Here is a 12,422-nt window from a genome sequence, read left to right as displayed (position 1 = left end):
GATCACCGGGAGTAACAGGTCCAACGGGTCCAACTGGAGTTATTGGACCAATAACAACAACTAATTTATTATTTTACACTTTTTCAGATGGAGAAAAACTTATATATACAGATTCAGATGGGATAGCTCAATATGGTACAACACACATATTACCTCCAGATGAGGTTTCCTATATTAATTTGTTTATTAATGGAATACTTCAACCACAACCATTATATCAGGTTAGTAATGGTCAGCTAACTTTATTGGATAATCAACCACCAACGCAAGGTTCTTCAATTATTTTGCAATTCATCATTATTAATTAAAAAAGACAGATTCTTAAATAAAAAGAATCTGTCTTTTTGTTCTACATTAAATTAGTTAAACTAAGTGACGATAAATTCGATTGTAATTGGAATTCCGCCGTCTAATGCATCTCCGCCAGGAATTGTAATAGCACCAGTAGGTCCAGTAGTAATACTGGAGTTTACACTAGGTTGAAGAATGCCGTTTACATAAAAGTTGTAATACGTAAAAGTCGGAAAAGCAGTTGCAGTAGTACCAGCATCGTTTAAACAAGCTGTAGCAGCAATTGCAAAAGCTGCACCTGTTCCTGTTCCAGCTCCTAGTGTAGATGTAAATCTTCTAGATGCCATAAATGGTTGGATGATTGGCAATTAATTCTCACCTCCTAAATTATTTTTTGAACGAAGTATAGAATAACTTGTCCGATATATTGTATGAGAGTTTTCTATAATAGAAACGGCTTCTTAATTATTGAGAGAACATAATTTTAGTAAAGATATTGTTACTTATCTGAAAAGATGGTGTTGTTACTTATTGGTTATATGCAAATGTTTAGTTTTAATATTTAAATTAAAATGTGCTTTTGGACCTAAGAGATAAACGTGGAAAATTAAAATAAACTCTTAAGTTTAGGTGTTTAATCTAAGCAGTCAATTATTAAAAACATATAATTAATATGTGAGTCATGAACATAATTAAATTACGTTTTCAAGTTTGATTATAATTCATGTTTCCTATTTTAAGAGAAACATATAACTTAACTATTTTTTTCAATCGCATCTTTTATAGTACTTAGAATAGGAAAACACTCAACTATAAGAAAAGTAAGGAGGAAATAAATGAAACATAATGATTGTTTTGATCATAATAACTGCAATCCGATTGTTTTTTCAGCAGATTGTTGTAAAAATCCACAGTCAGTTCCTATTACTAGGGAACAATTAAGTCAATTAATTACTTTACTAAACTCATTAGTATCAGCTATTTCAGCATTTTTTGCAAATCCAAGTAATGCAAACAGATTAGTGTTACTCGATTTATTTAATCAATTTTTAATTTTCTTAAATTCCTTATTACCTTCCCCAGAAGTTAATTTTTTGAAACAATTAACTCAAAGTATTATAGTTTTATTACAATCTCCAGCACCTAATTTAGGACAATTGTCAACATTATTGCAACAATTTTATAGCGCCCTTGCACAATTCTTCTTCGCTTTAGATCTTATCCCTATATCCTGCAACTCAAATGTTGATTCTGCAACTTTACAACTTCTTTTTAATTTATTAATTCAATTAATCAATGCTACTCCAGGGGCGACAGGTCCAACAGGTCCAACAGGTCCAACGGGCCCAGCAGGAACCGGAGCAGGTCCAACGGGAGCAACAAGAGCAACAGGCGCAAGAGGCGCCAGATGCACCAGATGCACCAGGGGCCCAGCAGGAACCGGAGCAGGTCCAACGGGAGCAACAGGAGCAACAGGGGCAACAGGTGCAACAGGTCCAACAGGTCCAACAGGTCCAACAGGCCTAACAGGTCCAACAGGAGCAACAGGGGCAACAGGTCCAACAGGTCCAACAGGTCCAACAGGAGAAACAGGTCCAACAGGTCCAACAGGTCTAACAGGTCCAACAGGCCTAACAGGAGCAACGGGAGCTGGAGCAGTTATTCCGTTTGCATCAGGTGGACCAGTAGCATTAGCAACTGTTTTAGGTGGATTAGCAAACACAGGAGCACTTCTTGGATTTGGAAGTTCATTCTTCCCTGTAATTGTCCCACCTGGTGGTCCAATTACTATAGGTCCTGTACCTCCAGTATTTGATTTTGCATTTGTAGCCCCTCGCGCAGGTACAATTACTTCGTTAGCAGGGTTCTTTAGTGTAACTGTAGCGGTTGCTTTAGCATTAGGAAGCATACAAATTCAAATGCAATTGTACAGCGCGCCAGCAGCAAGTAATACTTTCACTCCAGTAGGTACACCGTTACTATTAACACCAGCATTTAGTGGTCTTATTGCTATCGGTAATACTTCAAGTGGTATTAGCGCACAAGCCATTGCGGTCGCTCCACAAGATAAGATATTACTTGTTGTTTCATCAACTACACCTGGTTTTGATATAGCTACTGCTATTACAGGCTTCGCAAGTGCAGGTATAACATTCGTATAATCACTTGTAAGTTTTGTAGTTGAAAATTTTGATATAAGAAAAGAGATTGTCAAAAAAGTATCCTCAGATTAACTTTTGAAGACAGTCTCTTTTCTTTAATTGTTTTTATACTTTATGTCTGGTGAAAATGATTAAATATACTATGAGAATGTAGTGTAATTGTGTTAAGTTAAATGATCACTGCTAGTAAATTACATAATAATAGACGTAAAAAAATAGAGGTTTATAGCCGATTGTGGATTACGAACTAATTTCATACACATATAAAGGTATATATCTAAAATATTTAAAGTTTTAGCCTTATATATGTAAGGATTGAGACGTGGGAGGATTATATTTGGACCAATTATTATTTTTCAAGCATATAGAGGAGAAAGAAATCCGCCCTTTCGTGATAGAAGAGTTGCGGAAATACAGAGTGTTACGTATTAGATTCCAAAATCAGCAAGAAAGAACGGAATTGGGAGCAGAATTGTTGTTTTCTGAGTTAAAGCAAGTAATGGTGAGAAGCCATTTGTTGAGTTTGCAAGGGAAATTAAACTTAAAACCATCTCAAATCAGAAAGTGGAAGTCACAAGATAAATGGGACGAACTATTTAATTAAGTAAAGTTTAGATATACAAGATAGAATAAAGATACATTAAATGATTATCAAAGGAAGTTTAGAATCTAATTCCTTTATTTTTTTATTACTTATTTAATTAGTTTTAAACAGGAAGTGTCAAATTCATTTATATAAGATGCAAAAAATATTGCTATATCTAAGGTTAAACCAAATAGGTGAATTTAACACAATCTAGTTTATAGCTAATTCATTTTTAGGAGTTTTAGATATTAAATACTGAAATAAGTCATGATAATAGCTAGAAAATGAAGTGTTTTTAATTACATGTTTAATACTTAATGCATTTAGATATATTGTATACTAAATATATAAAAAGAGGGTGATGTCTTGATAAAAAGATTAATAAAATTTATAACCAGTTTTGAACTTATCGTTTACAGTACAAGGCGCACCTCTATTATTAACACCAGCATTTGCCGCAGTAGCGATTGGTTCTACAGCATCAGGGATTATAGCTGAAGCTATTCCAGTAACAGCAAGGGATAAAATACTACTATATGTTTCGTTAACAGCAGCAAGTCCAATAGCTACAGTAGCTGGATTTGTAAGTGCAGGTATTAATATCGTCTAACTTGTTACAATGGTTGTTTGAAATTTAAACTGACATTTGTATATAGCCCTTCCTAATTTTATTAGGAAGGGCTATATTTTATGGAAAGGTTGGTGATAAATCAATTGAGAAATTACTCTTTGTTAAGTTGGTATAAAAAAATCAAAATTTATAATTTGTACTCTATTGTTTATGGAGTAAGTTATATCGTTTAAAAAATTACCAATAAACAAAAAAGATGAATTCTATTAAAAATAGAATTCATCCATTAAATAAACAGTATACAAGGGAACTAAGGTATTTATCGTGAACGTTGAAATGTTATAGTTCAAATTAGTAATAAACTATTTGTTTTTATTACAGTTACATCCTTTTTTCTTTACATAGCCTTGCTCAGCTAAGTCTCTTTGCGATTGGGAATTGGAAGATTGAGAATTCGAAGACTGAGAGGATGCTGATGAACTACTATTTTTATTATTAGAGTAGTTTTTTCGATAGTTATAATTACTCATAGTACTATCACCTCCAATTAAATATATAAATATTATATGTATGTACTCTATTAATTGTTACGATAAAAAATAGGAATGGAGGATATACAATAAAAAATCTCCTACGTATTTTCCGAGGAGATAAATAATTGTCTTTTAATGATATAAATTAATATCCCCAGTAAAGAGGGAAATAATATGAATCTTGGTAATATAAATTTTGTTGTGGATTAGGAGGTTGAGTTGGTGTGTTTATCATTCCTCGATTTTGATTACAGTTTGCTGGAGGACCAATTACTGTAGTGGATTGAATAGGGGATATCGCTTGTTTCCATTGTTGTTCATCGAGACAGTAAGTATGAGCCATCATATTAGCGGGGGTTAACCTTAAAATATCAGAACCAAAAATAACTTCTGGGGTTGGGGCATCGAAAATAGCTAATAAATGAGTACCATCTGCTGTAGCAATTTCATAATGCCACCACGCTTGTGGAATGTTGGCAACTTGCCCTGGTTTTATCGGTAAGTTTAATATTTGGTTTGTAAAAGGATTAAGTAAAGTAACAACAGCAGATCCTGAAATACAGTAAACAAGTTCAGCTGCATTTTGATGAATATGTGGCTCTACAACATTTCCTGTACTTAAATAGATATCTAATAAAGAAGTATTTTCTAAAGTATTTAATTGTTTTATGCCAAGTACGTTTATATAATTTTGGGCATCTTTCTTAAAAAAATTACTTTTATTTAAATCATGGGTGAAATTAGTTGAGGGGGAAGTGTAGTCGATATTAGAAGTCATTTGTATTACCCGCCTTTCTTATATTTTCATGCAATTTGAATTTAGGATATGAGTCTAGTTATTGAAATGTGAAAGCGTTGCTGCTCTTCGTTTGTAAAGTGATAAAAATGTTCGTTTGAATGCACTATAATTACAAGAGTTTCATTGCGAAAAAAGGCGCTATTAATTACAATTAATGTAAAAGATAGCGCTTTTTTAATTTGGAGTACAAGGGGAGTGCAGAAAATGAACCATACTATTTTAAAAGAGTTGGAAGTTGAATTAAAAAATTACTTTCAACCGTTTTTGAATGCACCTGCAACAATAGAAGAAATTCAATATGCCGAAAGTGAAATGGGAATTGCGTTTCCAGATGAATTACGTAATCTTTATCTTGCACATAACGGTGAGGATAAATCAGGACCAGGGTTGTTTTTTGGTTTGCCATTTCTCTCGTTAGATGAAGTATTGGATGAGTGGAGAATATGGAAAAGAATTGAAGAGGATAATTTTTTTAATTTTGATGCATTTTCAATACCAACAGAATATATTAAGGAAAGATATGTGAATCACAATTGGATACCTATTAGTAAAGATTATGGCGGTAACAATTTAGGAATAGATGTTGATCCGGATGAAAAGGGGAAAGTGGGACAAGTTATTAATTTTGGACGAGATGAAGAAGTGAAATATGTAATTGCAAATAGAATTTCAGATTTGTTACTATTTATTTTACAAACGCTAAAAAATAAAAATTTCACCATTCATCAAGAGGAAGATTATTTATATTGGAGTTATGGTGCTAATGATAATATACATTTTTTAGACGCTTTATTTAATATTGAATTACCTGTTTTACAGCCCCAATTTATATTTCAATCTGAAAATAACGTTAATGATTGGTACGATAGTTTAGATGAGAATTGGAGATATATAGTGGGTGCATCTGAACGAGCAGACAGGTTTATTAGAGAGAAGAGATTATATTTAGGTGGAAAAGGGTTAGTAGATATTAGTCCATTACAGATGTGTACGGAAGTGAGAGAACTAATTTTATCCGGAAATGAAATTCGAGATTTAGCAGGATTAGAACGAATGAATTCTTTAAAGAAGTTATATTTAGTTAATAATCCGGTTCAAGATTTAACGCCAATCATACATCTAAAACACTTACAAGAAATGAATATAAAGAATACGGAGATAAATAATTTATCGGAACTTGTAGAAATGTCATCATTAAAAAAATTAAATATTACACATACTAGTATTCAAGATTTTTCGTTGCTACCGCAGTTTCAAAAATTAGAATCGCTTTCTGTACATATTTCAAATCATGAGCAGCTCTACGCGATTTCGAAAGTAGATAATTTAAAGCATTTATATATTTTAGGTTTAGAGAATGTTAGTGAATTGGATTTACTTGTTTTGCAAAATTTAAATAAGTTAATCACAATTGAATTTGAAAATAGCGACATCGCTAATTTATATTGCTTTCGACACAATGCGTCAATTCAAAATATAAAGTTGACAGATACAAAGGTAAAAGATGTATCGGCATTAGGTAAAATGAAAGGACTAAAGGAATTAGAATTAGATGGCGCAACAATTGATAACCTTGAAACGATTTGTTGTTCTCGATCATTAGAAATATTTACAGGATCGTTTGAACAATTTTTTATGTTAAAAGACTCATTTGATAGGAAAATAGATTTTTCAAAAATAATAGGGGGGATGACTGAAGAAGAAAGAGAAATTTGGCACCAGCATGTAATTGATTAGAAAATAACATTATTATGTAAATAAGTTTGTGTGTAGAAGGTGTAACTGTTTGACAGTTGATACTGCAATAAAGTGGTTAGGTGAAATAAATTATGTGTAACTGAATGTCACATCCCTCCTTAATCGTTCGTCTTGTATGTAGAACGGATAAGGAGGGATTTTATTATGAAACATTTTGATGTAGCAATTGTTGGTGGTGGGCTTGCTGGATTAACAGCATCTATATATTTAGCGAAAGCTGGAAGGAAAGTTATTGTATTAGAAAAGTCCAGTCACTTCGGCGGCCGAGGGATGACTATAAATAAAAACGGCATTTGTATGAATCTTGGTGCACATGCTTTATATAGAGGTGGAGAAGCGTTTATAACTTTTAATGAGCTAGGAGTAAATCTTCCAGGTGGAATCCCATCTACAAAAGCACATGGAATATGGAAAGGGAATATTTATACCATTCCAACAGATTTTCGTTCTATTTTATCAACACCGTTACTTTCATGGTCTGCAAAAGTCCAGTTCGCTCGTCTTATGATTCATTTAGGAAACTTAGATGTAGGAAAGGTTCCAAAAATGAGTCTAACTACATGGGCAGAAAATGAAATTAAAGATCCAATGGTTCGAAATATATTTTATGCATTATGCCGCACAACAACATATACGTATGCTCCTACAATACAATTAGCATCTTCCGTACTAAAGCAAATACAGCTTTCTATGAAAGAAGGAGTACTTTATGTAGATGGCGGTTGGGAGACGATAATAACAAATTTAAGGAATATAGCAAGTACTAGTGGTGTGCAATTTCTGGCTAAAAAGCATGTTTTGAAAATAGAGCATTGTGAAGGGAAACAAAGAATACAATGTTTTGACGATGAAGTATTTGAAGCAGGTGTAGTCATTGTAACAACTCCACCGAAAGAGGCTTGTAAAATTATAAAAGGTGCAGAAGGAACAAGTTTGCAAAAATGGTGTGAACAATCTATACAAGTGACCTTGGCAGCGTTAGATATTGGTTTAAAACAATTACCGAATCCTTTGCATCATTTTGCATTGGGATTAGATCAACCTCTATTTTTCACGAATCAATCGAGAGCAGCTAAATTAAGTGAAGATGGATCAATTGTAGTGAGTCTAATTAAATACCATAACCCTGTACTAGAGCTGAATCATATTCAAGAAGATAAAGAACAGTTAGAAAATGCAATGGAATTGTTACATCCAAATTGGAAAAGAGAAGTTGTTGCACAGCAATATTTACCGAAAATAACGGTAGTATATGATTTTCCTCATATTGACCGTGTTGAAAAACCAGGCCCTAACATACCTGGAATGCCAGGTGTTTACGTTGCAGGAGATTGGGCTGGGCATGATGAAATATTAGCTGATGCTGCGGTGGCAAGTGGAAAACGTGCAGCGTTACACATATTAAAGCAATCCGAAAGTGAGGCAATTCATCATGGAAACGGAGCAATTATATGAAACGTATCAATCATTATTATTTTCGTTAGCATATAGAATCCTTGGGAGTGTTATGGATGCTGAAGATATCGTCCATGACGTATTTATATCACTTAATAATATGGAGGACGTTCAATCTATAGAAAATATGAGAGCCTATTTATGTAAAATGGTAACAAATCGCTCAATTGACAAATTACGTTCGGCAGCACATAAACGGAACGTATATGTCGGAATGTGGTTGCCAGAGCCATTTGTGGAAGAGGTTGATGATCCATCAGAGTCATTTGTAATGAAAGAATCAATTTCTACGGCATATTTATTACTTTTACAACAATTGTCTGAGGTAGAGAGAGTTGTTTTCATATTAAGAGAGGTTTTCAGTTATGAATACGAAGAAATCGCTTCAATTGTAGATAAGAGTAGTGCGAACTGCCGAAAAATCTTTCAACGTGCACGAAAAAGTATTTTGGATAAGCCGAAGCACTCAACATTAAGTACGAAGAAGATGGCTGCCTATGTGGAGAAATTTGTATCATCATTGCAGTGTGGGGATGCGCAAGGCATATTAGAAGTATTAAAAACAGATGCGATATTAAAAGCGGATGGTGGTGGTAAAGCTACAACTGCAATCCATCCAATCTATTCTGCAGATAGAATTATACGTTTATTCTTTGGAATTGGGAAGAAGTTCCCGGAAGAGTACAATGTTAATTATAAGATGGTAAATGGTGCCCCAGGTGTTATTGTTAAAGTAAATAATAAAGTGACTTATGTGCTTTCATTTACATTTGAGAATGAGAAAATCTCAAATATTTATATGATGGTTAATCCTGAAAAACTTATGCACTTAAATGTAACTGTATAAAAAAAGACGCATTTCTTTAGAAGTGCGTCTTTTTTTTATTTCTCTAACATTTCAAGAGGTACATCTTTTTCGCCTGCTACTTCAAATTTAATTTCCCCATCTTCTTCATAAATACGTGAAATAATCGGTATAGTAATCATTAATTTTTTATGCTGTTTTCGTTTTCGAGCAGCATCTAAGCTAATCACGTTCATTGTAAGCATCCTTTCTTCTAGAAATATATAAACAAAAGAAAATGCGTCCGGAAAGGGCGCTTAATTGAATTTGAAATACCGATTCATTTAATTGGGGTTTATATGATTTAACAACTGCAATTGAATTAAAAATAGTATGAATGGAATAATTGCACGTAGAAATTAACTTTACCAAAAAACGAAACAATATGCTATAAAAAAATTTAAATCTTTGTCATATAACGAGAAAAAGGATTTCGTTTCGCATATAATGAAAGTAGACGGGCAGCAAGAGCTTTTTCATCATATTGCTTGGAAAGGCGATGAAAAGAATGGATACGTTAGATTCATTATTATTTCAACTTGAACAATATGGAGAAGAGCATGATCGAAATAAAAAAACACGGGAAGAAAAATTACGGAATATTTCTCGTGAGATGGGGCAATTTTTATCAATTTTAGTAAAAGGATGTAGCGCAAAACGCATTTTAGAAATTGGAACTTCTAATGGTTATTCTACATTGTGGTTAGCTAGCGCGGTAGAAGAAACAAATGGAAATGTAACAACTGTAGAGCTTTCTTCAGAACGAGTTGGAGAGGCACTTGTCAATTTTGAAAAGGCAAATCTTTTACAAAGGATTGATGTTCATAATCAAGAAGCAGGGGCATTTTTAGATGTGCAACTAGATCATTCATTTGATTTTATTTTCCTAGATTCAGAGCGGATGCAATACATGTGGTGGCTTGAACATATAAAACGCATTTTACAACCAAAGGGTTTTCTTGTTGTTGATAACGCAACCTCTCATGCAAGTGAGTTAGCCGAGTTTAGAAAAATGATTGAAGAAGATGAAATGTTTGAAACAGTCTTATTGGCATTTCAAAACGGAGCATTTGTAGCGCTTAAGAAGAGTTAGGATTGAGCGTAATATAATTATCACATTGAAAAAGGTTGTATGTCAAAAGATTGAGTACAGTAGGATGGGAAGGACGTAATTTATATACGTAACATACGAAGAATCCGCCTTCAGCATGTTGTTCTCTAGGTCTTAAGTCTGAGGAAAATAATGTTGAGAACAGGTATACTTATAGTAAGAAACAGGGAATGACTGCATAAACAGGCATTTCTAAAAAATCGATTTCAAGCAGTTAGAATGTATATGAAATACGATATAATAGATGAAATATAGTGCATATAAATTCGCACATATAAATAAAGGAGCGATTTTGTTGACTGAACTCGAGAAAAAAGAACCTGTATCCATTGTGAAAGATAATAATGTAGAAGTAGTAGTGGATACAGTTATAAAAGATCAAGAATTAGAGGAACTGAATAAAGAAGCTGATCTTTATGTACAAAAATTAAATAGCGAGCAAAATACGGATTTATCAAAAGTATTGTCACAGCTAGGAGATTTAGGGGATAAAGAACAACAAGCAGCAGGACAAACGTTATCAGCATTAAAACGTCCTGTAACAGCGATGATGAATGGAAAGAATGAAGAAATTCCAAATACATTGTTAGAATTACGAAAAGTGGTATCAGAGCTTGATCCGAATTCATTAAAAGCAAGTGGTATGAAGAAAATTATGTTTAAAGTATTCAAGAAAAATCCACTTGAAACATACGTGCATAAATATCAATCTATAGATAAACAAATTGAAGAGATTATAAGATCCCTTCTAATTGGTCGTGACAACTTACAAGAAGATACAGTTGGTCTTGAAATGCTTAAAGAACAATCGCACGATAAAATTCACGCTCTTGATAAACAAGTATACTTAGGAAGAAAACTCGCTGGTATGCTGGAAGCTGAGAAACAAAATCCAGAACGTCAAAGAGATATTCCATTAATTAACGATGCATTAGAAAAAATTCTAGTACGTACACGAAATATGCAGCAAGCGAAAAGTGTACTATTACAATCTATCGCATCTGTAGACATTATTAAGAAAAATAATGAAAAGTTAACAGAGGCAATTCGTAATGCAATTACGATGACGCAAAACGTTGTAACAGTTTCAGCTGCTATCCAGCTAGCGTTAACAAATCAGCGTAAAACAATTGATGCAGTGAATGCGACAAATGAAGCAATTGAATCAATGGTATTAAGTAACTCACAAGCATTAAAACAAAATACAGAAGAAACAACAAAACTTCTTGAAAATCCTGCTATTAGCATGGATAAATTACGTGAATCATTCCAAAATGTATTTGCTGCGATTGAAGCTTCTGAGAAATCATCAGAACGTATTATCGAGTCAAGTAAGAAGTTTGTAGTTGAATTAGACACATTTAATGATGAAATGAAACAAAAACTCATTCAGCGTCCAAGGAAATAACAGACTTTTAGAGGAGGTGAAAAAATGAGTTTCATTCAAACAGTATTAGTACTATTGGGTACATTGCTTTTAATCGCATTTACTGTCGTTGTTTTAGTTGTATATTTCGGACGTAAACTGTATTTTTCATGGACGAAACCATATAAAAGAGCACATGATTCTTTAGATAAGTTATCGAATAAATCATTACCGTTTCTACAAGAATTTACACAACACCCACTCTTTTATCGCTGGATTCGTACGGAAGGAAAGAAAGAACAATATACATTAAACACTCTTTTCTGTGCATCGGGTCAACGTACGAGAGAGCAAGTATTCTCAATGTTACCGAAAGAAAAACAGAAAAAAGTACATGTAATGGCAAAAACAACGAAAAAACTTACAAATGAAGATATTGATGTAGCGGCGATGAAAGTAAAAGATTTTTTAAGACAAGAAACGCAGCAAACAGTAAAACCATCAGACCTTTCGTTTTATAAATTGTATTTTTATGATCGATATCCAGATGCATTAAATACAATTCAAACGTATAAACGCTCAATAAACCCTTCATTACAAAGAACGGTTGATGAAATTACAATTTCAGTATTAAATGCCTTGCCGTATTATCAGGAGCAGCGTATGTTTGAACAACAACATAAACTTGAAACGTTCTTAATGAAAGATTTAACAGCGATGCTATCGTTAGTCGTACAATTACCACCTTCACAACGACCAGAAAAAGAAGAAGAATTAAAAATCTACTTGCAAAATTTCCAAAAAGAAATGGAAGTAGTCGAGCGAGATATTCGTGACTCGATTGATCATGATTTGAATGTGAAGATGAGAGCAGCGACTGAGAAGTTTAAGAATAAATAAAAAAAGCGCCTTAAAGCTATAGTTCTTTGAACTGTACCCTATAAAA

Annotated in this window: 11 protein-coding genes and 2 pseudogenes; 10 read left to right on the top strand and 3 right to left on the bottom strand. The window is 33.2% G+C overall.

What is annotated here, in order from left to right; all coding sequences use genetic code 11:
• Positions 1-308: DUF4183 domain-containing protein (locus tag DN394_RS27620; RefSeq protein ID WP_098704988.1), on the top strand; the 308-nt coding region annotated here is incomplete at its 5' end.
• A 60-nt stretch (positions 309-368) separates the two neighbouring features.
• Here the strand turns inward: DN394_RS27620 and DN394_RS27615 are convergent.
• Positions 369-659, bottom strand: a complete 291-nt coding sequence (locus tag DN394_RS27615; RefSeq protein WP_001121646.1) for a DUF4183 domain-containing protein — start codon at positions 657-659, stop codon at positions 369-371.
• Positions 660-1,127: 468 nt separating this feature from the next.
• Between DN394_RS27615 and DN394_RS27610 the strand changes: the two genes are divergently transcribed.
• The 3 genes and pseudogenes from DN394_RS27610 to DN394_RS27595 all read left to right on the top strand — a co-directional run.
• A complete protein-coding gene (locus tag DN394_RS27610) occupies positions 1,128-2,453 on the top strand; it encodes an exosporium glycoprotein BclB-related protein (protein WP_149294433.1) in 1,326 nt (441 codons plus the stop codon).
• A gap of 489 nt (positions 2,454-2,942) precedes the next feature.
• Positions 2,943-3,054: pseudogene (locus tag DN394_RS27600) on the top strand (phage terminase small subunit-related protein); the annotation flags it as partial.
• A 394-nt stretch (positions 3,055-3,448) separates the two neighbouring features.
• Positions 3,449-3,649 (top strand): annotated as a pseudogene (locus DN394_RS27595) (exosporium glycoprotein BclB-related protein); the annotation flags it as partial.
• Between the two features lie 639 nt (positions 3,650-4,288).
• Here DN394_RS27595 and DN394_RS27590 read toward each other — a convergent pair.
• Complete coding sequence (locus DN394_RS27590) at positions 4,289-4,921, bottom strand: cupin domain-containing protein (protein ID WP_000203234.1); 633 nt, start codon at positions 4,919-4,921, stop codon at positions 4,289-4,291.
• Positions 4,922-5,146: 225 nt separating this feature from the next.
• Here DN394_RS27590 and DN394_RS27585 point away from each other — a divergent pair, with 225 nt between their 5' ends.
• The 3 genes from DN394_RS27585 to DN394_RS27575 all read left to right on the top strand — a co-directional run bounded on the left by DN394_RS27585 (position 5,147) and on the right by DN394_RS27575 (position 9,002).
• Positions 5,147-6,679: an SMI1/KNR4 family protein gene (locus tag DN394_RS27585; RefSeq protein WP_098149475.1), complete on the top strand. Its 1,533-nt coding sequence runs from the start codon at positions 5,147-5,149 to the stop codon at positions 6,677-6,679.
• A 165-nt stretch (positions 6,680-6,844) separates the two neighbouring features.
• The gene (locus DN394_RS27580) at positions 6,845-8,155 is read left to right on the top strand and encodes a phytoene desaturase family protein (protein ID WP_098149473.1); all 1,311 of its coding nucleotides are present in this window, start codon (positions 6,845-6,847) and stop codon (positions 8,153-8,155) included.
• On the top strand, positions 8,133-9,002 hold the full coding sequence (locus DN394_RS27575; RefSeq protein WP_000447167.1) for a sigma-70 family RNA polymerase sigma factor: 870 nt from the start codon (positions 8,133-8,135) through the stop codon (positions 9,000-9,002). The genes DN394_RS27580 and DN394_RS27575 overlap by 23 nt, the downstream gene beginning before the upstream one ends.
• 35 nt (positions 9,003-9,037) lie before the next feature.
• Here DN394_RS27575 and DN394_RS29145 read toward each other — a convergent pair whose 3' ends face one another.
• On the bottom strand, positions 9,038-9,196 hold the full coding sequence (locus DN394_RS29145) for a hypothetical protein (RefSeq protein ID WP_001100983.1): 159 nt from the start codon (positions 9,194-9,196) through the stop codon (positions 9,038-9,040).
• Between the two features lie 302 nt (positions 9,197-9,498).
• On the opposite strand from DN394_RS29145, the gene DN394_RS27570 reads away from it, so the two are divergent.
• The 3 genes from DN394_RS27570 to DN394_RS27560 all read left to right on the top strand — a co-directional run bounded on the left by DN394_RS27570 (position 9,499) and on the right by DN394_RS27560 (position 12,376).
• Entirely contained in the window at positions 9,499-10,092 is a 594-nt protein-coding gene (locus DN394_RS27570; protein WP_002108299.1) for an O-methyltransferase, read from the top strand.
• A gap of 313 nt (positions 10,093-10,405) precedes the next feature.
• A complete protein-coding gene (locus DN394_RS27565; protein WP_000137411.1) occupies positions 10,406-11,518 on the top strand; it encodes a toxic anion resistance protein in 1,113 nt (370 codons plus the stop codon).
• Between the two features lie 24 nt (positions 11,519-11,542).
• Positions 11,543-12,376, top strand: coding sequence for a DUF3974 domain-containing protein (locus DN394_RS27560; protein WP_000008384.1), 834 nt, complete (start codon positions 11,543-11,545; stop codon positions 12,374-12,376).
• Positions 12,377-12,422: the final 46 nt, after the last annotated feature.

Source organism: Bacillus sp. BB081 (assembly GCF_008368895.1).
GTDB lineage: Bacteria > Bacillota > Bacilli > Bacillales > Bacillaceae_G > Bacillus_A > Bacillus_A wiedmannii.
This window is presented reverse-complemented; position numbering and strand designations above follow the sequence as displayed.

Excerpts from the sequence above, each read along its gene's own strand:
- DN394_RS27610 (WP_149294433.1), top strand. The coding sequence starts at position 1,128 with ATGAAACATAATGATTGTTTTGATCATAATAACTGCAATCCGATTGTT.
- DN394_RS27590 (WP_000203234.1), bottom strand. The coding sequence starts at position 4,921 with ATGACTTCTAATATCGACTACACTTCCCCCTCAACTAATTTCACCCAT.
- DN394_RS27585 (WP_098149475.1), top strand. The coding sequence starts at position 5,147 with ATGAACCATACTATTTTAAAAGAGTTGGAAGTTGAATTAAAAAATTAC.
- DN394_RS27580 (WP_098149473.1), top strand. The coding sequence starts at position 6,845 with ATGAAACATTTTGATGTAGCAATTGTTGGTGGTGGGCTTGCTGGATTA.
- DN394_RS27575 (WP_000447167.1), top strand. The coding sequence starts at position 8,133 with ATGGAAACGGAGCAATTATATGAAACGTATCAATCATTATTATTTTCG.
- DN394_RS29145 (WP_001100983.1), bottom strand. The coding sequence starts at position 9,196 with ATGAACGTGATTAGCTTAGATGCTGCTCGAAAACGAAAACAGCATAAA.
- DN394_RS27570 (WP_002108299.1), top strand. The coding sequence starts at position 9,499 with ATGAAAAGAATGGATACGTTAGATTCATTATTATTTCAACTTGAACAA.
- DN394_RS27560 (WP_000008384.1), top strand. The coding sequence starts at position 11,543 with ATGAGTTTCATTCAAACAGTATTAGTACTATTGGGTACATTGCTTTTA.